25 protein-coding genes are annotated in these 25830 nt (G+C 35.2%); 21 read left to right on the forward strand and 4 right to left on the reverse strand.

All coding sequences use genetic code 11. The features are described from left to right. The gene (locus DW761_RS06930) at positions 1–627 is read left to right on the forward strand and encodes a zinc metallopeptidase (RefSeq protein WP_117517070.1); all 627 of its coding nucleotides are present in this window, start codon (positions 1–3) and stop codon (positions 625–627) included. A gap of 38 nt (positions 628–665) precedes the next feature. On the opposite strand, the gene DW761_RS06935 is transcribed toward DW761_RS06930, so the two are convergent. After that, the gene (locus tag DW761_RS06935) at positions 666–962 is read right to left on the reverse strand and encodes a hypothetical protein (RefSeq protein WP_117517072.1); all 297 of its coding nucleotides are present in this window, start codon (positions 960–962) and stop codon (positions 666–668) included. 143 nt (positions 963–1105) lie between these two features. Between DW761_RS06935 and DW761_RS06940 the strand changes: the two genes are divergently transcribed. After that, the gene (locus DW761_RS06940) at positions 1106–1996 is read left to right on the forward strand and encodes a PHP domain-containing protein (protein ID WP_117517074.1); all 891 of its coding nucleotides are present in this window, start codon (positions 1106–1108) and stop codon (positions 1994–1996) included. A gap of 52 nt (positions 1997–2048) precedes the next feature. On the opposite strand, the gene DW761_RS06945 is transcribed toward DW761_RS06940, so the two are convergent. Both DW761_RS06945 and DW761_RS06950 read right to left on the reverse strand, forming a co-directional pair. Continuing rightward, entirely contained in the window at positions 2049–3308 is a 1260-nt protein-coding gene (locus DW761_RS06945; RefSeq protein WP_117517076.1) for an aminoacyltransferase, read from the reverse strand. Between the two features lie 151 nt (positions 3309–3459). Continuing rightward, positions 3460–5553: a BglG family transcription antiterminator gene (locus DW761_RS06950; RefSeq protein ID WP_117517078.1), complete on the reverse strand. Its 2094-nt coding sequence runs from the start codon at positions 5551–5553 to the stop codon at positions 3460–3462. Between the two features lie 351 nt (positions 5554–5904). On the opposite strand from DW761_RS06950, the gene DW761_RS06955 reads away from it, so the two are divergent. Genes DW761_RS06955 through DW761_RS07000 form a run of 10 tightly spaced genes read left to right on the forward strand, consistent with a single transcriptional unit; the run spans position 5905 to position 13146 of the window. Further along, a complete protein-coding gene (locus tag DW761_RS06955; protein ID WP_233509611.1) occupies positions 5905–6354 on the forward strand; it encodes a PTS sugar transporter subunit IIA in 450 nt (149 codons plus the stop codon). Between the two features lie 14 nt (positions 6355–6368). Beyond that, on the forward strand, positions 6369–6647 hold the full coding sequence (locus DW761_RS06960; RefSeq protein ID WP_117517083.1) for a PTS sugar transporter subunit IIB: 279 nt from the start codon (positions 6369–6371) through the stop codon (positions 6645–6647). Positions 6648–6683: 36 nt separating this feature from the next. Further along, entirely contained in the window at positions 6684–7964 is a 1281-nt protein-coding gene (locus DW761_RS06965) for a PTS ascorbate transporter subunit IIC (RefSeq protein WP_117517085.1), read from the forward strand. Positions 7965–8023: 59 nt separating this feature from the next. Beyond that, on the forward strand, positions 8024–8791 hold the full coding sequence (locus tag DW761_RS06970) for an HpcH/HpaI aldolase family protein (protein WP_117517087.1): 768 nt from the start codon (positions 8024–8026) through the stop codon (positions 8789–8791). Then, positions 8788–9411: a KpsF/GutQ family sugar-phosphate isomerase gene (locus DW761_RS06975; protein WP_117454967.1), complete on the forward strand. Its 624-nt coding sequence runs from the start codon at positions 8788–8790 to the stop codon at positions 9409–9411. Before DW761_RS06970 ends, DW761_RS06975 begins: the two co-directional genes overlap by 4 nt. Beyond that, entirely contained in the window at positions 9408–10286 is an 879-nt protein-coding gene (gene dapA / locus DW761_RS06980; RefSeq protein WP_117517089.1) for a 4-hydroxy-tetrahydrodipicolinate synthase, read from the forward strand. The genes DW761_RS06975 and dapA overlap by 4 nt, the downstream gene beginning before the upstream one ends. A 15-nt stretch (positions 10287–10301) precedes the next feature. Then, positions 10302–10802: a hypothetical protein gene (locus DW761_RS06985; RefSeq protein ID WP_117517091.1), complete on the forward strand. Its 501-nt coding sequence runs from the start codon at positions 10302–10304 to the stop codon at positions 10800–10802. Beyond that, positions 10795–11430 carry a ketohydroxyglutarate aldolase gene (locus DW761_RS06990; protein ID WP_117517093.1) on the forward strand — a complete coding sequence of 212 codons (636 nt, stop codon included), beginning with the start codon at positions 10795–10797 and terminating at the stop codon, positions 11428–11430. The genes DW761_RS06985 and DW761_RS06990 overlap by 8 nt, the downstream gene beginning before the upstream one ends. Beyond that, complete coding sequence (locus tag DW761_RS06995; RefSeq protein WP_117517095.1) at positions 11427–12245, forward strand: transketolase; 819 nt, start codon at positions 11427–11429, stop codon at positions 12243–12245. The genes DW761_RS06990 and DW761_RS06995 overlap by 4 nt, the downstream gene beginning before the upstream one ends. Further along, positions 12238–13146 (forward strand): transketolase family protein, encoded by a 909-nt coding sequence (locus DW761_RS07000; protein ID WP_117517097.1) that lies wholly within the window; start codon positions 12238–12240, stop codon positions 13144–13146. The genes DW761_RS06995 and DW761_RS07000 overlap by 8 nt, the downstream gene beginning before the upstream one ends. A 29-nt stretch (positions 13147–13175) precedes the next feature. On the opposite strand, the gene DW761_RS07005 is transcribed toward DW761_RS07000, so the two are convergent. Next, complete coding sequence (locus tag DW761_RS07005; protein WP_117517099.1) at positions 13176–13538, reverse strand: hypothetical protein; 363 nt, start codon at positions 13536–13538, stop codon at positions 13176–13178. Between the two features lie 352 nt (positions 13539–13890). Between DW761_RS07005 and DW761_RS07010 the strand changes: the two genes are divergently transcribed. The 9 genes from DW761_RS07010 (at position 13891) to DW761_RS07050 (ending at position 25555) form a co-directional block, all read left to right on the forward strand. Continuing rightward, a complete protein-coding gene (locus DW761_RS07010; RefSeq protein ID WP_117517101.1) occupies positions 13891–14247 on the forward strand; it encodes an immunity protein Imm33 domain-containing protein in 357 nt (118 codons plus the stop codon). Between the two features lie 10 nt (positions 14248–14257). After that, positions 14258–14608: a DUF2185 domain-containing protein gene (locus DW761_RS07015; protein ID WP_117517103.1), complete on the forward strand. Its 351-nt coding sequence runs from the start codon at positions 14258–14260 to the stop codon at positions 14606–14608. Positions 14609–14686: 78 nt separating this feature from the next. Next, positions 14687–14965: a hypothetical protein gene (locus DW761_RS07020; protein WP_117517105.1), complete on the forward strand. Its 279-nt coding sequence runs from the start codon at positions 14687–14689 to the stop codon at positions 14963–14965. A 41-nt stretch (positions 14966–15006) separates the two neighbouring features. Further along, a complete protein-coding gene (locus DW761_RS07025; RefSeq protein ID WP_117517107.1) occupies positions 15007–15627 on the forward strand; it encodes a hypothetical protein in 621 nt (206 codons plus the stop codon). Between the two features lie 268 nt (positions 15628–15895). After that, entirely contained in the window at positions 15896–16354 is a 459-nt protein-coding gene (locus tag DW761_RS07030) for a hypothetical protein (protein ID WP_117517109.1), read from the forward strand. Further along, a complete protein-coding gene (locus tag DW761_RS07035; protein ID WP_117517111.1) occupies positions 16355–19189 on the forward strand; it encodes a DUF6531 domain-containing protein in 2835 nt (944 codons plus the stop codon). It begins immediately after the preceding gene. Next, positions 19164–24809 carry an RHS repeat-associated core domain-containing protein gene (locus DW761_RS07040; RefSeq protein ID WP_117517113.1) on the forward strand — a complete coding sequence of 1882 codons (5646 nt, stop codon included), beginning with the start codon at positions 19164–19166 and terminating at the stop codon, positions 24807–24809. Before DW761_RS07035 ends, DW761_RS07040 begins: the two co-directional genes overlap by 26 nt. Before the next feature lie 65 nt (positions 24810–24874). Next, the gene (locus DW761_RS07045; RefSeq protein ID WP_117517115.1) at positions 24875–25225 is read left to right on the forward strand and encodes a hypothetical protein; all 351 of its coding nucleotides are present in this window, start codon (positions 24875–24877) and stop codon (positions 25223–25225) included. A gap of 12 nt (positions 25226–25237) precedes the next feature. Continuing rightward, positions 25238–25555: a hypothetical protein gene (locus DW761_RS07050; RefSeq protein WP_117517117.1), complete on the forward strand. Its 318-nt coding sequence runs from the start codon at positions 25238–25240 to the stop codon at positions 25553–25555. Positions 25556–25830 lie beyond the last annotated feature (275 nt).

The raw sequence follows: 25830 nt of genomic DNA on the forward strand, positions 1-25830 counted from the left end.
ATGTGTGTTATACAAGTGATATTAATATTGATCATTCTGTTTAAAATCGTGTTGGAAGCTCAATATCATCAATTAAAAGTAAAGCTGAAGAATATACATGTGGATACCGATATGCGAATGTTTGTGGAAGAAAATATTTATAATAATTCAGAGATAAATGTTATACAAGGAAAGAATTATGCTTATGATATGTTTAAGAAACAAATCGTTATAAAGGATAAAGAGGTACAATCATTAGATGCGTATGATATACTAATACATGAATATGGGCATTGTAAAGATTTACATGAGAAAAGTGCTGATTATAATCGATTTATAATGCTTGTGAAAACATTTATACCTATATTATATGTCATAATTTTTGTTTGTATTTGTATGAAATTTATTCTAGGAATTCATACAAAACTATTGTTATTTGCACTTGTTTTAACACTGGTGCTTATGATTGTGGATCTGATAATATCTATAAATTTAGAATGGAATGCTAAAAAAATCGCGATTCATATTTTACAAAATCAAAGTACACCAGTTCATCATCAAAAGTTTTTGAACATGGCAATGGTGATACAAATCATAGACCGATTTTTTCTGATTTTATTTATTTTGTTATTGTTTAAATTTCTATAAAATATGATAAAAAAATGTCCAAACTTCATTGGGCATTTTTAGGTTTTATACATAACGATATACAAAGCACCAAGAACGACTTCTGTGATTACATAAGGAATCGCCCATAGATAGGCACTTTCTATATGAACACTTTCCGGTGTTGTATAGGCAAAGCCTTCAGGTATGTGGGTTGCTTCATCGATTGTGATAACACCATTTTGAATATCTGTTAAATCCTGCTTCATAAGGATCAATTGGTTTCTGGTGGATATGACATGATATAACATCACGCCAAAAATTGATATAATCGCAATGAGTAGAATCATCCTTTTGATATTAAAGCGTTTCTTCATACAGCCACCAGCTTCCTTAACTTCATTATAGGTTTATATAAGTATATGGTCAATCATTTCCTATATGTAAATTTTTTTCTAGGGCTTGCATACCTAAAGAATTGGTCTATAATAGAAACGTGATTTTGAAGGAGATGAAGTTAATGATACCATTTGATTTACATATGCATTCAAACTATAGCGCAGATGGTGAATTTACGCCAAAAGAGCTGATACAGATTGCGAAGGATCGCCATTTAAAATGTGTGGCATTGAGTGATCATAACTGTATGTTAGGTGTAGATACTATGATCGAAGAAGGGAAACAGGCGGGTATACAGGTGATTCCCGCAATAGAGTTTTCCACATTATTTCAACCAGATATCGAATGTCATTTGTTGGGATACCATTTTGATTATCATAAAGATTATTTTACAACCTTACATGAACAAACTCAAAAGTTGTCTGATGATGCATTCTTGTTAAGGGTGAAGAAGTTTAAAGAAACGTATCACATAGATTTTGATGAAGAAAAGATTATCAAAGACAGCAATGGTGAAAATCCATGGTTTATGTTGTGTGATACGATCTTTAATGATCCTAAGAATGCGGATATCGAAGATTTTAAAGATTATCGAGCTGGAGGAAAACGTAGTAATCCTGCACCTGTAAATTTCTTTTGGGATAAATGTCAAAAAGGCTCTCCTTTATATGTACATGTAGAATATCCATCATTCAAAGATACGGTTCAATTGATTCATGATGCGGGTGGTATTGCGGTATTGGCACATCCATTTGCGACGTTCTATCAGAAAGAAGCATTATTAGACCTTGCTGTTTCCTATGGTATTGATGGCATTGAGGCATATAGTAATTATCATGAGCCAAAGCATAATCATTATTATGCAGAATACGCAAAAAAACATAATTTATTAATTACCTGTGGCAGTGATTTCCATGGTAAACACAAACCAAGTATTCATATGGGGGATGTTGGAGAAGAAGTAGAGAATGCTGATGAGATACTTCAGAAGTTTTTAGAAGCAATCAAGTAAATCGATGAAAAAAAAGGCTGTATCACTAGCTAAATTTGCTAGTTTACAGCCTTTAATGTTTAACTTTTCTTAATGCATTGTATAACGCAAGCTTTGTGGAGGAAATCGGTAATGTGAAATCTCCAATCAATTCAACGATTTCTGCGTTAAATCCACGCTTGAAATCAAATACGCCAAAGCCATCCTGGTCTTTTTCAAAATATCCACTGATTCCATAGAAGTTATACATAGAATAACCTTCATCAATTGCTTTCTGGATCATATACCACTGTAAAGCATAAGGCCCTTTGAAGCGTTTGTACTGGTCGTAGGAACCACTTGTCAGATAGATAATTTCTTTACCATACATAATGAATAAAGAAGCCGCAAGTGGTACTTCATGATCAAATTCTTTCTTTAATTCGTTATAATCCTGTTCACGTTTTTCTAATGATTCTAAATGCTGCAGTGCTGTTTTCTTACGTGAAGTGCTGTTTTTGGAATGTGGATTATCTTTTAATACTTCATCCGCTGCACGAATGGTTTCTTCTTCTTTTTCACGTTCACTAACGATACGTGCATAATAATCATCTAAATCCAGATATGCATAATAGGCACAGGCGTGTTCCCCGAATGCTTTATATTCGTTTTGGTAATAGTCTAAAGATAAATTAGAGAAGCCTCTGCGCTCACTTGTGGCATTGACGATTTCATCTAGAATGTGTAATTCATCATAGGCGAGTTTACGTACCTTGATACCATTTTTGATGGTATTTTTTATGTTTTGACGTGTTTGTGAATTCATTTCTTTTAGTGCCTGTTCCTTGGTTTTTCCATCTAGGAATAAAACAGACATCCAGCGGCATTGTCTTGATTCATCATACCCAACTGTGAAACCATCATGTTCAAATCCTAAGGATTTTAATAATGCGATGACCAAATCGTTTTTCTGGGCGTTTTCTTTTTCCACACCATCTTTATCACGTACCTGATAGAAAACATATGGATCGATTTTTAAATAAACACCTTTATTAGATTTTAAATATGCCTTTAACTGTGTCACAAAGTCTTTCACAAGTTCTTCGTTCTTGAAGTCAATCACAAAGCCTCTTGGGGCATAAAAGTAATTACCGACTTTGATATTTCTTGATATTAATAATGCGGCACCTACAACATTGTTTTCTTCTTTTAAACCAACATATTCTACATGCCATCCATCAATGGTCAGCTTTTTACCTGCGTAAATGGAATTTAGAAAGTTGTTGCTTTCCTGCGTGTTAATAAATTGATCATATTCTTCTTCACTAATCTGCATTAGCTTTCTTTGACTCATATTCCCACTCCTTATGTTATCTATACAAACTAATTATATATTTGTCATTTAAAAAAATGATACATGGACAGTATACTACAGAAGTGTTTAAATAGCCATCTTTTCATTATGAAAAACATGGAAAAGAAAAGGAATATCGTGATGATACTCCTTACAGACCATTCATTGTGATGTGCGATTTGATATAGGCAATCACTTCTTGTGGTGTTTCTGCTTCATCCATCATGGTGAAAAAGGATGGTTCATTAAATAACTCCAGCAATTGTGACATGGCCGTTAAATGACTTTCGTTATCAACTGCGGATAAGGTAAAGATGTATTTGATGGGATCATGTTCCTGACTGCCAAAGGTTATGCCTTCTTTTAAGACAGTAAGTCCTAGTCCACAGCGCAATGCTCCACTGGATGGTTTGGTATGTGGCAATGCGACATGCTTTGTGATAACCACAAATGGTCCTTCTTGGTGCATAATCCGTATGATTTCTTCAATATAAGCAGGTTTTACATATAAATGTTCAATCATTGGTTTGCCAGCTTTGCGTATCGCATCTTCCCAATCGTTTGCCTCCACCTGTAGTTGAATAATAGATTCCGTTATCATATTGGTTAACGCAAGGGAACTGTGCTGTACATCTTCTTTCACATCTACATTAGAGAAATAGCGTAATAATTCTTGTTGTAGAAGAGGGCCATTTTTGATATCTGCATGATGTGCGATGATATCCATGATGGCATCAATATCCGGCTGTTTACTCATGGCATTTCCCATCAATAAATAGACTTCCCGTGCTACCTGATATCGTTCCATAAAATTCATCACAGGAGATACCTTCACAATAGGGACATCAGGAATATCGATATCGATCAACTCACTTGTGGTAAAGATGATATCCGCTTTGATATCCGCATGTAGGAGTTTACTTGTTTCCATAGGTGGAAGAAACTGCATTTCCGGGAATAGGTCACTTAATTCACTATATAGTATTGCACTGCTGCCAATACCATTTAAACATACGATTAATGCAGTCTTTCTAGGTATCACTTCCATGGCACGGCTTTTAGAGTAGATGGCGGTGAAATGGATCGTCAAATAGGCAATTTCATCATCTGGGATATGTTCACCAAACAGGGCATTGAAGGGTTTCATGGTTTCTTTGACTAATTGAAACAACTCTGGAAACTCTTCCTTTACACGTTCCCGCAAAGGATTGACAATCGGAATTTTGAATAATAATCGATAATACGCTGGGCGAAAATGGGAGTATAGTTTACGAAAAATATCTTCACTATCTTTATAATGGATACCACTTAATGATTCAAAACGGAACATAATTTTTTCCACAATTTCTGCGATAACCAGGCAGTCCTGTGTATCTTCTTCCACGTTGCCAACACAGATGCCAAGTACCCAGGAGCTGATATAGTATTGATCAATAGGGGAAATGTGTTGTGTTTGTTTAAAGTGTGACAACAGCTCTTTTGTGAACTGGTATTCTTTCATTGTGGATAAGTCAATGACTTCTTGCAGGCGAAGGATTTGTTCATCCTGAGGAATATCACTGCTCATACGCACTTTTAGGAAACAGAAGATATAAATGAATTCAGTTAATCGATCTTCCACAAAACGAATATCATACTTATCTGCCAGCTCAGATATAACTAGGCGGGAATATTCAAATAAATCCAAATGGAAATCATCGATAAAGATATCAAATACTTTGGTATTATGTTCTTCGGCTAGAAAATAGATGACAAGTTCCATCATATAGCGGCGAATGGATAGTTCTGAACCTACCAGATAATAGCCTCTGGTACGATTATTTGCGACTTTGATATGATAAGTGGACAACTCCTGCTGGAGTTCTTTAAAGTCTAATAATGCAGTGGAACGGGAAACTTTTAAGGCATTGACCAAATCACTTTGAGATACATCAGACAGGTTTAAAAACAGCATGAGGTATAGATAGATCATACGTTCTTTTTTATTCATGACATAGTATTTATCATCTTTTGCCTGTTTTAGTAGAAGGCGTAAGGTATGCTTGATTTCCTGATCCATCATAATATCTCCACGTGTGGAAATACGAATCGTATTGGCAGCGTGTTCTTTTAACATATGATTCAGCTTCTCCATACGATAGGTAATCTGGCGTCTGCTTGCGCCTGTTTCCACTTCAATTTCTTTGGTTGTCAGAAATGATTTTTTTAGTAACAGGCGAATGAGTACCAACAGCTCATTATCCATAAAACATTCCCCTTTCTATATGATATAAATCTTCCATGTTTATTGTATGGAAAATATGAAGCGGTTGCAAGTGTTTTTCTGTATGATTATTGTTTCGCACTGTTACAAAATCTGAACATTGTCACATGTCTGATTTTTGTGATGGGAATTGACAAAAATTGAATATTAGTAATATTGAAAAAATGACGGTTTTATGCATGATTTTCGTGTATCATTTGTGTATGATTTTTGTAAAGGTTAAACACAAAAGTTGAATATAAAAAGAATTGAAAGCGTTTAAAAATCAGATTACAATGTGAGTGTAAGATTTGATAGCGGATCGATACGATATCAAACAAACATGTATAGGAGGTGATAACCTTGTTGAAGGATTTAACGGATACATCCTTGATTCGATTAAACATTGAAGCTGATGACTGGCAAACAGCAATCCGCAAAGCGGCACAGCCACTTGTGGATCACAAAAAAGTAAAAGCGGCTTATGTAGATGAAATCATCAATGGTGTATTGGAGATGGGACCTTATATTGTCATTACCAAACATGTGGCATTACCACATGCAAGACCAGAAGCTGGTGCGCTAGAAAGTGCGATTGGTATTGCTACATTGAAACATCCAGTGAAGTTTGGCAATAAAGACAACGATCCGGTCAAATATCTGTTTTGTTTAAGCGCAACAGATAATATCAAACATTTAAACGCATTGGCAGAGCTGGCAGGGCTGTTTGAAGAAAAAGCATTCTTCGATCTGCTGGATCAGGCCAACACACCTGAAGAGATTATGGAATATTTAAACAAATAAAGGAGGATACATTTATGTATAAAGCATTAGTTTGTTGTCGTGCTGGTATGGGTTCCAGTATGTTATTAAAAATCAAAGCCGATCAGGTTATTAAGGAAAACAACTTTCCAATTGAAACAGAACATGGAAATTTGGATTCATTAATGGGATTTAATGGGGATTTAGTTATTACAATGGATGATTTATCCAATGAACTGGCAGATAAAGTGCCTTACGCATTAGGGATTCGTAATATCATGGATAAAGTCGAAATGAAAGAAAAAATGGAAGCTTTCTTAGCAACAAAAGGATAGAATGTATAGAAAATAATTAAGAGAGGAGATTTATATATGTTAGATGCTATATTAGCACAATCCAGAAATACAGCGCTGATCATGGGGTTGATCGCGTTAATCGGTTTATTACTACAAAAGAAATCAGCTACAGATGTTATGAGTGGCACAATGAAGACAGTGATAGGGTTTATGGTCTTCAATATTGGTTCCAATGCAATGTCTGCGGTTATCACAACATTCAACGAATTATTCAATACCGGCTTTGGAATCAACGGGGTTACCACACAGGTAGAAGTTGCAACCGGCTTAGCCTTAAATACATATGGTACAGAAGTTGCCATGGTTATGCTGCTTGGTTTTGTTATCAACTTGTTAGTCGCTAAATTCACTAGATTTAAAGCTATCTTCTTAACAGGACAGCACTTCTTATACTTTGCATGTGTACTTGCATTAGTATTCATTTCCAGTGGACTTCCAATGCCTGTGACAGTCATCGGTGGAGGTATCATCTTAGGTTTCTGTGGTGCTGCACTTCCTTCTATGTGTCAGCCATTCATGAACAAAATCATTGGCGCAGACAATCTAGCAATCGGTCACTTTAACTGTATTGGTTATGCTTTCTCAGGTTATGTTGGTAAATTATTCTCTAAAGGAAATAAAGAACACAAAGACGCAAGTACTGTAAAAATGCCTAAATTCTTTGAATTATTCCGTGACTTTATTTTCTCCATCGCATTGTTTATGGTTATCTTATTCTACATTGCTGTCATCGCTTGTGTAGTCAATGGTCACATGGATTTTGTATTAGAAAAATCTGGAAATGATATCTGGTTTATCTATCCATTCTTACAGGCACTTCAGTTTGCGGCTGGTATGAGTGTATTGATTTATGGTGTTCGTCAGTTTATCGCAGAAATTACTGCAGCATTCGTTGCAATTTCTGAAAAATATATTCCTAATTCTAAACCTGCTGTTGATTGTCCTGCAATCTTCCCATTCGCACCTACAGCTGTATTGATTGGTTTTGTTGGATCATTCTTAGGTGGTTTGGTTGCTATGACCGGTATGGTTATGATGGGTAGTGAAACCATTATGATTCCTGCTGCTGGTATCTGTTTCTTCTCAGGTGGTACTTGTGGTGTATTCGGTAATGCATATGGTGGATGGAAAGGTGCACTGGTCGGCAGCTTCATCGTTGGTATTGCCTTAACAGCACTTCCATTAATTCTGTATCCTGCATTTGCGCAGTTAGGTATTGCAGGCGCAAGCTTCCCGAATGTTGACTACAACATCATCGGCGCTATCTTAGATAAGATCTTAAGCATCTTTGCTTAATGAAATATATTAAGAACAAGGAGCTTCATCCTTGTTCTTATTTTTAAGAGGATAAGAAAATGACATGGATTCAGAATATAGAAAACCATCCTTATAAAGGGATGCTGGTAAAAATCATAGAAAATCCTGCGATTGTTTGTATGGCAAAAGATTGTGGCATGGACTTTCTGTTTTATGACCTTGAACACGGGGTACTTACCTATCGTAAGCTGCATGATCTCATGTTGTTTGGTAATGCCATACAATTACCATCCATTGTGCGAGTAGCACAATGTGCAAGAAAGGATATCTCACAGATTCTTGATTATGGCGCAAGGGGTGTCATGGTACCAATGATAGAAACCAAAGCACAAGCAGAGCAGCTAGTCGCATACAGTAAATATCCACCGATTGGAAAACGCAGTTATTCCGGGGGTGCCAATACCTTTTATGGCCCGGGTGGAAATCATGCAAAACATATGGCAGAAATAAACGCCAATACCCTGTCCATCGTACAAATAGAAACCTGCTTAGGGGTTGCCAATATTGATGAAATATTATCAGTAGAAGGCATAGATGCAGTAATCGTTGGACCATGTGATTTAGGGATATCGATGAATAATCCAGACAATGTCATGGCATGTGAGGAGTTACAAATGATACAAAAAGTAATTGATGCTGCACATGCACATCATAAGTATTTCGGTATTATAGGAGGCGTCGCTTTACTTCAATATTTTAAACAGGATATCGACTTCTTTCTATCTGCCATTGATACCAATATGATCAGAAATGCCATGATGCAGGCAGTCAATACATACGAAGATATGATAGGAGATTTAAAATGAATGAACAACAACAGATTAAAACATTCTTAGATATAGAAACAAATGAAATACAAAACTTCATTGATCAGATTGATGAAGCATCATTGATAAACGCAAGAGATTTGATACTTGAAGCAGAACGAAATAAAAATCGTGTACATGTGACAGGGATTGGAAAACCAGGACATGTGGCAGGCTATATCGCAAGCTTATTGTCCAGTACAGGAACACCAGCATATGAACTGCATGGTACAGAAGCTGTGCATGGAAGCAGTGGTCAGGTACAGGAAGGAGATGTGGTCATTGCTATATCCAATTCCGGAGAAACAAACGAGCTGAAAGCAACCGTAGAAACATTAAAACGCAATGGCGCTAAAATTATTTCCGTGACAGGAAATCCAGATTCCTGGCTGGCAAAACAAGGAGATGCTTATTTGTTTGCGGGTGTAAAACAGGAAGGGGATGATTTAAATAAACCACCAAGATCATCCATTCTAGCGGAGATTATTATCTTACAGTGTTTAAGCATTCTTCTACAAAATGAAAAACACTTAGATCCTAAACAATATGTCAAATGGCATCCGGGAGGAAGTCTTGGCAAGAGCATTAAAGAAACCTTAAAGGAAGGAGAACCAGCATGAATTTTGAAGGAATCATTACACCGATTGTAACACCATTTGATGAACATCAGGAAATCAACTATGAAGCATGTGGACAGTTGATAGAACACTTGATTGCCCATGGTGTAAAAGGCTTGTTTATTTTAGGAAGCAATGGAGAATTCCATGTATTAGATGATGAAGAAAAGATTGTTTTCGCAAAATATGTCATAGAAAAAACCAACCACCGTGTACCCGTATACGTAGGAACTGGCGGCTGTTCTACCAAACATGTCATTGCGTTATCTAAACAAATGGAAGCCCTTGGCGCAGATGCCTTATCCATTATCACCCCATACTTTATCGCTCCAAGAGATGAAGAACTGATTGCGCATTATCAAATGATCGCAGAAGCAGTTCATTTGCCTATTATTTTATACAATATCCCAAAGAGTACAGGTATCAATTTATCTAAGGCAGTGGTAGAAGAACTTGCGAAAGTAGACAATATTGTTGCCATCAAAGATTCCAGTGGCAATATGGATAATTTGAAAGATTACTTAGATGTCGCATCACGTTATGATTTTGAAGTACTGATTGGCTCAGATTCCAAAATGCTTCAAGCTTTTGAAATGGGAGCTGTTGGCGCAGTTGCCGGTACCAGTAATTTGTTATGTGATATCGATGTCGCTATCTATGACAATTATAAAGCAGGCAATATAGAAAAAGCGCAGTATTATCAAGAAGAAATAGAACCATTACGTGCTGTATTAAAACTTGGGACAGTACCATCCATCCTAAAAAAAGCTGTGCATATGGCAGGTATTCCGGTAGGAGATGCCCGTTATCCTGTATGTGCACCAGATGAAAAAACAACCCAGAAAGTAAAAGAAATGCTGGAATATTATCATATGTAAGAAAGGAAGATGTTTATGAAATCATACACGATCCACTACGATAGAATATTATTATTAGGCAAAGGCATTATCAACTTGCTACTTCTTGTTGTCATCTTTATCTCTATGGGTTTTTTACCATTAAATCCCATTGGCGTATTCATGATGTTAACACTATGCTGGTTCACAGGCAAATGGGGTGGCAGAGCCATCTATCGTTTTATCAAACATAAACCATTATGTGTACTTCGTGATAAAGAAATAGAAATTGCTATGCCATCAGGAGATGGGAAAATCATGGCAGTAAAAGATATTGAAGATGTGGAAATCAAAGAAGAAGCACACCGTATCCGTATGATTATTCATGGGGAAAACATTCATCATCCAAGTGGCGTGTATTTGATTGATTTGCACCATCCTTTCGCACACAGTCAGTTACAACAGGATAAAGAATACCTGTATCAATGGCTTCATAAGCATCATATTCAGGTGCGTATGGCAGCCTGTATAAAAAAAGAGGTAAACGTCAATGTATAAAATATTACAAAGAATCGATGAAATAAAAGCGATGGCAATCGTACGTACAGATTCTATCGAACGTGCTTGTGAAATCGCAGATGGATTAATCGCAGGTGGCGTACCCATCATGGAAATAAGTTTTACACTATCCAATGCCAATGATGTGATTAAAGCATTACGAGAACGCTATAAGGATACATTATTAGTAGGAGCAGGCACTGTATTAGACAGTGAAACAGCACGCCTTGCGATTTTAGCAGGTGCACAGTTTATCATTGCGCCAAATTTATCATTAGATGTTGCGAAAACCTGTAATCGATATCGTATCCCTTATATGCCAGGATGCACCAGTATCACAGAAGCAATCACAGGACTAGAAGCAGGCGCTTCTATGATTAAGGCATTTCCCATCTCAAACTTTTATGGTCCAGATTTAATCAGTGTATTTAAAACACCGATTCCCTATATGCCAATCTTAGCCAGTGGGGGAGTCACACTGGATGAAATCCCTGTATGGATCAAGAAGGGTGCTGATTGTTTAGGCTTTGGGGGATTATTAACCAAAGGTACATCTAAAGATATCGCAGAAAACGCAAAAGCCATCAGAAATAAAATAGATGAAACAAGGAAAGAAGGAAGGAAATGAATTTAAAGAAACATGCGCAACAGATAAGAAAACGTATTGTGGATATGGTATATCTTGCCCAAAGCGGACATCCTGGCGGTTCCTTGTCAGCCGCAGATATTTTAACATACTTATATTTCGAAGAAATGGATATCACAAAAGAAAACGCAGACAGTATCGATCGTGATCGTTTCGTGTTGTCCAAAGGACATGCCAGTCCTTTATTATACAGCGTTCTTATGGAAAAAGGCATTCTATCAGAATCAGAATTATCCACCTTTCGTCAAATCAATTCCAACTTACAGGGACATCCTAATATGAATGAAGTCACAGGTGTAGATATGTCTACCGGTTCTTTAGGACAGGGGATATCTGCAGCTGTAGGTATGGCACTCGCCAATAAAATTGATCACAACAATCATCGCATTTATGCCTTGCTTGGAGATGGAGAATGTGAAGAAGGTGAAGTATGGGAAGCCGCAATGGCTGCGGCTCATTATCAATTAGATAATCTTTGTGTCTTTGTGGATTACAATGGCCTACAGATTGATGGAGATATTCATACAGTCATGAATCCTACACCAATCGATGCGAAATTTGAAGCATTTGGCTGGCATGTCATTTCTATTGACGGTCATAACTTTGAAGCAATCGCACAGGCATGTGCACATGCGAAAGCATGTAAGAATCAGCCAACGATGATTCTCGCCCATACGATCAAAGGCAAGGGCGTATCCTTTATGGAAAATAACCCCGCATGGCATGGAAGTGCACCGAATAAGGAACAATACCACATAGCTTGCGAAGATCTGAAAGGCGGGTGTGATCATGAGTAAAACAGCTACAAGAGAAGCTTATGGAAAAGCATTAGCCAGCCTTGTATCCAAACGTCACGATATCATTGTATTAGACGCAGATTTAAGTAAATCCACAAAAACAAATGAAGCCAAAGTCGTATGTCCTAACCAGCATTTCAATATGGGCATTGCGGAAGCAAATATGATGGGGGTAGCAGCAGGACTTGCGGCGAGTGGAAAAACCGTATTCGCATCCAGCTTTGCGATGTTTGCGGCAGGCAGAGCCTATGAACAAATACGCAATAGTATCGCATATCCCAAATTAAACGTAAAAATATGCGCTACCCATGCAGGACTTGCGGTAGGAGAAGATGGTGCCAGTCATCAATGTATTGAAGATTTAGCATTAATGCGTGTTATCCCTAATATGGTGGTGATACAGCCATGTGATGATATCCAAACTAGAGAAGTCATAGAATGTATCGCAGATTATCAAGGACCATGTTACGTACGCCTTGGAAGAAGTGCTGTAGAAGATGTATATGAAACAACTTCCCATTTCCAAATCGGAAAGGGAAATATCTTAAAAAAAGGAAACCGTATCGCCATCATTGCCAGTGGCGCAATGGTACAAGAAGCCATACATGCCACACAGGATATGGACATTACTCTTGTCGATATGCCTTGTATCAAACCAATCGATGATAAACTTATCCTTGAACTTGCGAAAACCCATGAATATATCATTACCTGTGAAGAACATAACATCATTGGAGGTTTAGGCAGTGCAATTGCTGAAGTACTAGCACCTTGTAAGCTGTGTAAACAAATCATGATTGGTGTAAAAGACAGCTTTGGCGAAAGTGGAAAACCAGCACAGCTGTTTGAAAAGTATGGGATTGATGCGGCTTCTATCCGAAACGTTATACAGAGCCTATAATATAAGAAAACGATGCGATTGCATCGTTTTTAATTCACCTCATGATTATGCAGATTTTTATAGGCATTCCTTGTGACTAAAATTAATGTAATCATAAAAAACAACAAGCCAAATGTAGATAAATCTATCCACACAGTTAACGTAAGAATATAGAAAATCATAGTAACGATAAAGAGAACACTTAAGAAAAACTGGTTATCCAACAACTTTGTATCATGATTATCAGTTTTATGCCCATATACAACAAAATTTAAAATAAGTGTTATGATGCCAATACCAGCAACATTCACAAGTAATAAAATCATCTTATCTACTTTCAAATAGTAGCATATCAAATTCACAATCAAATAGACAGGAATTACGACAGCGATTAGAAGCTTATCTTTTTTCATAGCTTTCTCCTTTTCTTTATAAAGAATACATTCAGTATATGCCTGATTTATAAAAAAGCAAGGTAGAATGAAAAAATAACTAATTGCATTTATAAATTGTTGTTTTTTTGCTTAAAGAGTAAAAATTATCGCAATATTTCATAATTTAAATACAAAATATTGTAAAAAAACATTTGAAATCATATCCTGAATTTGTTCAATACGAGCAATTTTATATGCGTATTTCTGAAATTAACTAAATATGTATACTTTCCTTCATAATTTTGTTAGTATACAGGTAGAAATTGATTCACATAAGAGTTTAATTTCGCTAATTAAGATTTTATTGTGAAACAAATGGAGGATAGAAAAAATGGAAATAAATAATACAGAGTATGGAAGTTTTATTGTATCGAAGAATGTTATGCATGGGAAAGCAATTGGTTATACATATCGTCAGGAAAGTGAAATTCCTGAACTCAATGGATGGACAATTTATAGTGTGGTAGATGATAATCAGTTTGTGAAAAACCATAAAAACTTTGTGATTTTAAATGCAGATACTATCAATACAGTATCTCCAATGATGTTGGAAATATTTGATGCACCTTATGGTACGGATTTATGTTGGAAGTATGATGAAAAAGGACAATTTGCCGGTTTCTATGATATGAATCAAAGAAAAGAAACATTTATTGATGATATCTTAAAAAAGAAAAGTAAAAAGTGAGAAAATGTAAATGGAAATAAATAATGATGATTTTGGTGGATTTATCGTATCAAAAAATGTCATTGATGGAAAACCAATTCGATATACATATCGGGAAAAAAGCACAATTCCACAATTAAATGGTTGGACGATCTATTCTATGGAAGATGATGATGCATATGTTAATGATTCTAATAACTTTGTGATTCTTAGCGCAGAATCCGTTTATCAAATAGCGCCATTGATGATACAGATATTTGATGCACCTTATGGTACTGATCTGTGCTGGCAATATGATGAAAACGGCAACTTTAAAGACTTTTATGATTTAACAAAAGATAAATCGATTTCATTAAAAAAGTTCATCAGAAAATATCTATAGTCATCGATCATAAATTAATATGAGGAGGTATTCTATGGAAGATAAATCAAAATATACAATTAAACGGGTGTTAAAATAATGTATAAAATATGGTTAATGACATCCGCTAATGTAGCAAAAAATTTTAAAGATATCAATAATATCAATTGCCCTACATGTGGTAGAAAGACATTAGACTATCTTTATATCGGTGATAAAAAAACAAAAATAGGATATCTTCAGGTATGGTGTCATCATTGTTCAAATGGAATTCATATCAGCAGAGTCAAGATTCCTGAAGGTGCTAAGATGCTGTCATTTGATACGGAAAAAGACTTAGATGAAATCGTTCCAAGATATAATCATATTACACCTTAAAAATATAAAATATATTTTCCATTAGAGCTAGGAGAAAGCATATGTCAAAAAGAGAATATCCAAGTCTTATAATAGATAAGGAACGATTTAAAATAGATGAGTTAGGCGAAGAGGATGCATATGAATTTCTGAAATGGTATGTAGACCATATGGATGAACGTATAGCGATATTAAAAGATTTTATAGATAGTGATCCTGAAATGTTAGATAAAATAAATCTAGATTATTCAGCTGAATCATTGATACCATTAAACAAATGGCTTGCACAGCAAATAATAAAAGAATCAAAAGGATTTCAATGGATGAAAGAAAGGTTTAATAAGAAAGACTGGTTAGTGCATCAGCTAATACCAGATAAAAAAGTTTTTACAAATGAAATAATTAAAATCACTGTAGATGTTGCATATTATTGGGCAAAGATATTTTTATTAAAATATCCAGAGCTATATTGGGATATCGTAACATTGAAACAAATTCCAAATTATATGTTTCCTAATGCGCCAGGATTATTAGGTTTTAAAAATGGAAAGTTTTTTAAGCCTTGTCTTATGACACATGTAGTAATAATTAAAACAAAAAATGATCCCAATACTTATATGTATGATACATATAAGTATTGGGAAGAAAATTACATAAACAATAATAAAGAGAGCATAAAATAACTGTAAATAGTTTTTTGTAATCAATACATATGAGAATCTAAGGATTAAATCTTAGGTTCTTTTTTATTTAAAAGTTACTTTTTTGATAATTTACAAAATGTTAAAAATATAGTCTTTTGAATATTTATCTCTTATAAGGTCATAAATCGTATCTCAAAAAGTGCCTTATTGTACAGTTTTAGGTGTCCATTTCTAAAATTAGTTAAAATTGTATATTTTTTTACCTATTTCTGCTAGTATAACTTTATTTAAAAGGAGGAGAAATTATATGAAAATGAAACGCACCACTGCGCTCATTTTGGTTGGCGTGATTGCGTCTACAGGCATTGGCTACGCTTGTTACTCGCAAACAAATCCAACCTATGCGAAACAAAACAACGGGTTTTATACCCTGCATGGAAAAGACATCGGTAAATTCGATAAAGAAAAAACACCAGTCACAAACATGCTCATTCTTATGAAGATTTTAAATGGAAGCTCTCTATGCTCTCCACAATGGTATGAGGAATTTAATTCCTGTATCGAAATGTTTGAAGCACAGTTAGAACGTAATAAGTGGTCAAAGGATGAGGAAGTGCAACAGATGATGAAGTTACAGCTTGATCTTGTGATTAGTTTAAGAAAGTCATTAGATAATATGTCTGATGAACATCTTGATTTAGTGAAAGAAAGCTATCACAAGTATCATGATTATTACTACAGTCTTTATCCAAAGGAGGGAAACTAAATGAGGGGGAAACAGCTTTTTAAGAAAGCGAAAAAGGTAACACTTTTTGCACTTGCTTTCGCCATCTTCTTAAATACTGGGGAAGGATTTACGACAGTTCTTGCGCATGAACGTGAGTTGATTCAAACATCAGCATCACATGGTGCGATGTACAACAAAGAATTAAATGAACAAGACTCCAATTCTGAAACTGTGAAAGTTGGTGATCCGGATAAAGTAGAAAGAACACCAGAAGTTTCAAAAGAAGTAGAAGAATATGATAGTTCAATGGAAATCATTGAAAAACGAACAGAAAATACCAAAACATTTCAATTATCAGATGGCAGCAGAGTCACAAAACAATACTTTGAGCCAATTCATAAAAAGGTGAATGGAGAATGGGTAGATATAGATGATACACTAGAACAGAAACAATCCTTATTCCGTTCATCTAAAAAAGAATTTACAAATGAAGATGGTATATTGCCAGTAACATTTGATGAAAATGGTATTGAAATTGATGAAGATATGACTATTCTTACAGGGGATATGTCATCCTATGCAGTTAAAGAAAACGCTGTATTATATAACCATGTGGAAAATGATACAGATGTACAATATACTGTCCGTAGTAATCATCTGTTTCAGGATGTTAATCTGTACAAAGAAAAAGAAAGCTTTACTTATCAAATCCATACAGATAAAGAAATCAAAGAAAAAGATGGTAATCTATTAATTGATGGGAAAAACTATGTTGTTACAGCACCGATTGTACAAGACCAGAATGGAAAGTTATCCACAAACACAAAGGTAACACTAGAGAAAGCTGATGATGGATATACAGTTACGTATACACCAGATCAGAAATTCCTTACTGATGAAGAAACAGCATATCCTGTAAAGGTATCCTCAGGTGTTATAAAAGATACAACACTAAAAATGGATTCCTCTTATATCCGTTCAGGTTCACCTGAAGTAACGAGCGAATATGATCACTTGATGGTTGGATATGACAAGGATGGTGCAGTGTCAGCATTACACGATCCTACGATTATAGCAAAAGCAAGAACTTTTCTAACTTTTGAAATGCCAAAACTTGATTCAGATCGTAAGCTTGTTTCTGCATCTTTGGTATTAGATAAGTTTACAGATTATGGTGATTTTGAAGTACCTTCTATTGATGTATATGATACTAATAAAAAACTTGATGTTCATACAGTAAATTGGAGTAATCAGCCTCAAAACGTTACAAAGATTTCAACGAACAGTAACTTGAGAGGCGTTGGAAATAAAGTTTTTGATATCACAGCTGCAGCAAAGAAGATATATGCAGGCAATCCTACTTCGATCGAATTAAGAGCAAGCGATGAAAGCAACCGTTATTACATGATTGCATTCTATAGTGAGTCAACAGGTACAAGACCATGTATCAATGTTGTAGATCAAGCTGCATATGATTTTGATCCAGATATGGATATTGAATCCTTTGATGAACATTTCCGTTATTACACCAAGGGGTATAATAACTTTAAGGGTATCAGTATCGATGGTATCGCAAAACCATACAGTAATGTGACGTTTGATCTATATGAAAAAAGCGCAGATAAAGAAACAAAAGTAAAAAGTATTTCCACAAAATCAGATGCATACAAAGTAAAACCGATTTTTGAAAAATCTCCAATAGAAGGTGTACAGAAATACAGCGCAAAAGATACTAATTATACAACTGATTATCTAACTTTGGATTTCTTTCCAAAGAAAGACACATTATATAACTTCCACATTTCAGTAGAAAAAGATGGAAAAACAAGTAAAGCATTAACCACCGATTCCTTTGTATTTTATGAAGTGAAAATGGGTGATAACCTACAAAGTATTGCGACACATTATGGAGTTTCTGTACAGGATATTTTAAAATACAACAATACAAGTGAGAAAATGGTGAAAACCGGTGATATCTTGTTTATTGATTTTCCACATGAAAATCCTTATTTAAGTGAAGATGTCTACACACCACCAAAACGTATCACAACATATATTGCGGAATATAAATATCGTGGGCCAAAATGTGCTGGTAAATGTAGTGTTGGAGATCCAGTCAGTGTTTCTACAGGTAACTTCTATCATCAGTCAAAAGACTTCACCATGTCTGATTATGAAGATATTGCTATGCAGCGTACCTATAACTCTTTGGGTGAAGAAAATTCTTCCATCTTTGGTTTAGGTTTTAATTCCAACCTTGAACAATACTTAAGTTATGACAAAGAAGGAAACCTGTTATATTTTGCAGGGGATGGAAAAATCTTTCAGTTCAAAAAAGCAGGAAATGGTTTTGAGGATGATGAAAATTACAAAATCAAAGAAGAAAAAGATGGCTTTGTTGTAGAAGATAAAGATACTGGAGAAAAATTGCATTTCAATGGCTTTGGTATATTAGAAGTATTAGAAACCAAAACCGGTAATCGTTCTACCATTCATTATGATGAAAGTGGAAAAATTACAGATATCACATTTGGTAAGAAAAAAATCACGTTTGAATATTATCCAAAACGTAATCTTGTAAAATCTATTACATTACCAAATGGCGCAAAGGTTCAATATGAGTTTAATCAAAACGATCAATTGACAAAGTTTATTGATGCACTTGGAAACAGTGAACAATATGCTTATGATGCAAAAGGTAAAATGTCATCTATCATCAATAAGAATGGCAAGAAAATTGCGGAAAACACTTATGACAAAGATGGTAAAGTTTTAACACAAAAAGATGGCAATGGAAATACAATCAAGTTCACGTATGAAAAAGGTAATGTAAAACTTAGTTATTCTGATGGAAACAAAGACGTATGCATTTAATGATGAATACAACGTTTCAGGTATCACCAATAGTGATGGTACAGGCGATCGTTATACATATGATGATCATGGAAATATGACTTCCAGAATAGATGGCGAAGGAAATAAAACAACGTACACCTATGATGAAAATGATCACTTATTGCGTCAAGATAATCCTGATGGCACATATGAAACATATGCTTACGATGAAAAAGGCAATGTAATTTCTTATCGTAGTGCCGATGGAAAAGTTGAAACATATCAATTTGATGCACATAACAATGTCACATCAAAAACGGATGCAGAAGGTCTAACAACAACTTTCACTTATGATGAAGAAGGCCATCTCATTAAAGAAACAAATGCAAAAGGTGCATATAAAGAATATGAATATTCTGGCAATCAAATCAGTAAAGTCACACAAAGTAATGGCTTGGTGATTTCTTATGTATACGATGCCATGGGCAATGTCATTAAAGAATCAGACAACCAGGGAAAAACTACAACGTATACATATGATCACAACAATCAGCTTCTTACTACTACAGATTCCTATGGGGAAACAGAATCCTATGTATATGATGGCAATGGCAATGTTGTACAATATGTTGATAAATTAGGTGCTAAAACCATCAGTGTCTATGACAACAATAACAATCTGATTAAGACACAAAAAGGCACCCTTGTGACAACGAAAACCTATGATGCTCAAAATAGAATCATATCAGAAACAGATGAACAAGGACGTATCAAACAAACTGTCTATGATCCAGCAGGCAATATTATAAAAGAAATCGATGCTTATGGAAATGCTACAACGTATACCTATGATAAAGCAGGTCATAAGCTTTCACAAATTGATGCCTTAGGTAATAAAACAACCTATGTCTATGATAAAAACAATTTGATTTCTGAAACCGATGCCCTTGGCAATAAAACAGAATATCGCTATGATGATAAAAATCGTATGATTGAAACTATTAAACCAAATGGTAAATCTGAAAAAACAACCTACGATGAACAAGGCAATATCATTTCTACAGTCAATGAAAAAGGCTTAAAAAATGAAAAAACATATGATGAATTCCATCGTGTTATTACAGAAACAAATGAACGTGGTATCCAGATCACCTATACCTATGATACAGATGATCATGTCATCAAGAAAACTGAAAATGACAATATTACAGCGTATACCTATGATGTTTATGGAAACCTTATTTCTGAAACCGATCCATTAGGAAATACCACGAAGAAAGCCTATGATTTGTTAGGTCGTCTTGTATCTGAAACAGATGCCATGGGCAATCAAACAAAACATGTTTATGATGCGAATGATAATGAAATAGAAACCATTGATGCTAATGGAAACTCTACAAAAACAATCTATGATGTCAATGGTTATAAGATTGCCGATGTTGATGCGCTTGGTTATAAAACAACGTATGCTTATAACGAAAAAGGCTTATTAGAAGCTTCTACCAACGCCAATAGCGTAACAACAACTTATAAGTATGACGCTTATGGAAATGAGCTAGAAGCAATCATTAATAAAGTCATCGTTTCTCAAAAAGAATATGATGCTTATGGCAGAGTCATCAAAGAAACGACACCGAATACAGGTGTTGCCTATACCTATGACAATTATGGCAGAGTGATCAAAGAAACTAATCTTATCACAACACTTGCGATAGAAAAACAATACGATCGATTCAATCGTCTAATCAAAGAAATAGACAACAATGATCGTACAACAACATACACCTATGATGACTATGGACAACTCTTAGAAACAAAAGATGCCTATGGCAGAAAAGAAACCAATACTTATGATGTCTTTGGACAAGTCACAAAGAACATCAATTATGAAAATGAAACAACGACTTCCACATATGATATCTATGGCAATGTCATAAAATCCACAGATAAATATGGCAATGAAACAATCAATACCTACAACGCTTTACAACAATTGATCACTTCCAAAGATCCAAAGGGTGTTACTACAAAATACACATATGACAAAGCAGGAAGAAACATTTCTACATGGGATTCATTCACAGATAAGACTACCACAAACAAATATGATGGCATTGGCAATGTCATAGAAACAACTGATAAAGCAGGCAATATTACAAAGACAACCTATGATGCGAAGAATCAGGTCATTGAAAGTGAAAATGCCTTAGGGCAAAAAACTAAGACTGTTTATGATGGTCTAGGTAATGTCATCAAGACGATCAATGCCGCAGGAAGCACGACACAGACTTCCTACAATGCGTTCAATCTTGTTTCTAAAGAAGTCGATGAAAGAGGATTCGTTACCGAATATGTCTATAACGACCGCTTGCTTGTCGATCATGTCATCGATAAAAATGGAAACAAAGTCAAACGTAGCTATGATGAACATCTCAACATTAAAGAAGAAACAGATCAAAACGGAAATGTCACAGCATATGCATATGACATCTATGGCAATACCACAAAGAAAACTGATCCAAATGGCAATGTCACAACAGCTGAATATGATGCATTGAACAATGTCGTAAAACAGGTGATTCCAAACAAGACCATCATCAATGATTATGATGAGTTAGGTAGATTAGTTTCCACAAAAGAAAATGATACCTATACCGTAAAGAATGAATATGATGCATACAATCAGATTATCAAAACAACTGATGCGTTAGATCATTCCACAACGACGACATATGACAACTATGGCAATGTCATCAAGACGGATAACGAAGGATATATCACAGAAAACAGTTATGATGATCAAAACCAGCTGATCAAAAAGGTAGAAAATACTGATAAGGTAACGACCTATACGTATGATATCTTAGGTCGTACGATCAAACAGACACAGAATGGCAAAGTCATCTCTACAAATCAATACGATGCTTTAGGCAACGTATTAGAAAAGATGGATAACGGACTTCGTGTACGTTATAGCTATGATGTAATGAATCGTGTTTTAGAAGAATCCTATCCAAACGATAAAGGTGAATACAGTACCATCTATACCCATGCATATGATGAAACAGGCAATCTGATCAAGACAACAGATGCTTATGGCAAGAGCAAGAAGATGACCTATACACCATATGGGGAAGTCACGAGTGAAACAGATGAAAACGACCATACGACAAGATATGACTACGATGGTGTCGGTAATATCAAGAAGGTACAAAACGCGCTCGATCGCATCGTAAGATACGAATACGATGGCAATGGCAATATGACAGTGAAATTCATCAACGATAAGAAAGCTACCTATACATATGATGCAAATGATCATATGACAGTAGAAAAAGATGAATATGGCAAGAAGAATGAGTACCAGTATGATGTCGATGGAAACCTTCTGAAACATACCAAACCAGATGGTACGACACTTACTTACACATACGATAAACTCGGCAACAAATTATCAGAAGGCAAACGAAGCTTTACCTATGATAAACACAACAACCTTTCCACAGCTACGCTAAACAATAAAACAGTATCTTATACATATGATAAATTCAATCAGATCACGAAAGTAAAAGATGCCAATGGCAACGTCGTATCTTATACATGGGATATCTATGGCAATAAGACAAGCATGAACTATAAGAATACCAAGATCAATTATCAATACAACGATATGCATAAGATCACGAAGGTATCCAAAGGTTCTAAAGAAGTCGCAACTTACAGCTATGATGCCAGAGGAAACATCACCAAACAGACCAATGGTAAACTGAGTACGACGTATACCTATGATGAATTGAATCGTAAGCTGAGTGCTGTTACTACTCGCAATAAGAAACAAACAGCCAAATACGAATATACCTACGATGGCACAGGCAACATCTTAACAGAAACGATCAATGGCAAGAAGAACAGCTACACGTATGATGCCATGGATGAACTAACAAAATCTATCAAGTACATCAAAGGAAAAGAAGTAACGACGACCTATGCCTATGACTTGAACGGTAATAAAGTAGAGATATCATCCAATGGTAAATTCAAACGATACCACTACAACAAGTACAACCAGCTGACAAGCATCTTCACAGAAGAAGGCAGTACCGATATCTATTATGACAAAAATGGCAATATGCGAGATGTCTTATATGCAGGCGGTGGCAAAGAACACTATGACTATGATGAATATGGACAATTAAGCAAAGTAACAAATGATAAAGACAAGAGCTATACATACAGCTATGATGCCCAAGGAGATCGTATCCGTTATCAGAAGAACTACAGTGAAGCCTATGACAACGATACATGGTATGAATCCCTAGAACAGACAAGCTTTGAAGAAGTAGAAGAACTGTTGGATGACAAGAACAGTGATCAGATCATAGAGTCTGTACGTTACCAAAGCAACTATCGTAAGACACATCACAAATGTGTACTGATGGAAGAAGAAAACTGGGACAGTGATGGAGATGACTGGGAAAACAAAAACATTGCCTATATCTTAGATAAGAGCTTAGAAAATGCGGAGGTACTCGCAACCAGTACTGGTGAGATCAATATCTATGGACAAGATGAAAGATTATCTACAGATTCCAAAACAAGTGATGGCATCAATAAAACAGTCAACTATGTCAATGGAAACAACAACTCTGTGTATGGCATGGCAACAACAGAAAATGCATGGGGAGATATCCGTTACAAATATAAAGCAGTCGAATACACAGATTATGGATATAGCAATGACATCAAGAGTGGATTCGGTTATAATGGAGAAGAACAGGATGAAACAGGACTGATCTATCTACGAGCAAGATATTATAACCCAGTGATAGGACAATTCATCCAGCTAGATGAAAACCGAGGTGATGCAGGCAACATCGAAAGCCAGAACCGCTATGCTTATGCGTTAAACAATCCAAACAAATACATCGATAAGAATGGTCGAGCAGCCAGACTAATGAATGATGGAGGAAGTAGTAAGCGTAAAAGCGGGGGATTCTCCACAAGTGGCAGGTCAAGTGGAGCCTTTAATCTTGGCGGATTAGCTAAAGGTGGAATCACTGATATCGTTAAAAACGAGGCAAATAAAGCAGCAAAATCAATAAAGAAAGATTCAAAAAACGCTAAGAAAGATAAATATAAGCCAAAACCGCCACAAGACCAAAGAAGTCCAAAAGCAGAAACAATAAGCACAACAAGACCAACGTATATACCAGAGCCATGTCCAGAAACAGCAGAACAAAGAGAAGCAAGATTAGATTCTTTGCAGAATATGCTAAATGCTATTGGTATCATACCAGGATTTGGTGAAATTGCAGATGGAATAAATGCTGGGATATATTATAAACGTGGAATGGAATTTGAGGCGTTGATATCAGCTGGATGTGCAGTCTTTCCATTAGTGGCAGATGCTGTATTGAAACCATTTTTATATGCAGCAGGAAATGCTGTAGATAAAGTGTTTAAGATATCACAAAAAATAGATGGATTCTTACCAACCATAAAGAATTTTATATCAGGAATATCTACTAAAGTTGATAACGTGCTATTTGGATTTAAAGAAGCGAAAGCCCGTTTAAAAAATATATGTGATGATTTCATTGGTTATATTAATAGATTGAGTAATGAGGTAAATAAAAGTATGCATATGCAGGGATTTTAGATGGCTATTTCGATGATGTTAAAGGGTTTAAGGGAGTAAGTGGAGCTAGAGTTAATAAAAAGTTGATGAAAGAACTGGCAGAAAGTGGAGTTAAATACAATGTAGAAGATGTGGTTATGATAACAAAAAATTCAAGTGGAAAGTTAGTATGGCTTGAATATGGAGGCGATTCTGCTGGCTTAAATCATATAATTGAAAAACATGGTAAGGACTTTATTAAAATAGGAATTTCACAAGATGAAATACCTGATTATCTTGCAAGTGCTGTTGAAAAAGGCAAGATTGTGGGATACCAAGGGAGAGGCACAGGAAGGCCTATTTACGAATTTGTATATAATGGAACTACACAAAGAGTAGGAATAACTATAGGAGATAATGGATTTATAGTAGGAGCTAATCCTTCATCCATGAAGTAAGGAGAGAAAATTATGAAAAAAATTAAAATAAGGTTAGAATATAGATGCTTTCCCATTTGGCTATATGATGAGAAAGATAATTTTATTAATAATGATTTACCAAATAGGCTACTTAATGATAAGGATATAGAGCAACAATGCATTGAACTTCAAAAAAAATTTGATGAATTATATTTAGATAATGGAATTGACTTTAAATATATTGGATTTAATGATTCTGATAAAAGAAAAGAATTTTTAAATAAAATTACAAGTGTGGAATCAAATCTTCAGGAAAAAGTAGGTTTTGATTTTGAAATAGAAAATGATGTTAAACTAGAGGATTTATGATAAGAAGTTATTGACAGGATTTAAAAAGATCAATAGAACAAGGATGTATATTTTATACGATTACTTTTTATGTTTTTAAATGGTTCTAAAGATTTAACATTTTCAATCGCAATATTTCAAATAATTCTTCTAAAATAAGGAGTCTGTTAAAAAATCTATCTTGCCTATAAACGTGAAGTTTATAAGCAAAACCTAAATGGTGGGAAAGCAATAGAAGAAGCATTATAAGAAGCAATTAGAGATTTTTTGTCTTATCTACCAGATGATAGATAATT

This window comes from Absiella sp. AM29-15 (assembly GCF_003434225.1).
Lineage (GTDB): Bacteria > Bacillota_I > Bacilli_A > Erysipelotrichales > Erysipelotrichaceae > Hoskinsella > Hoskinsella hominis.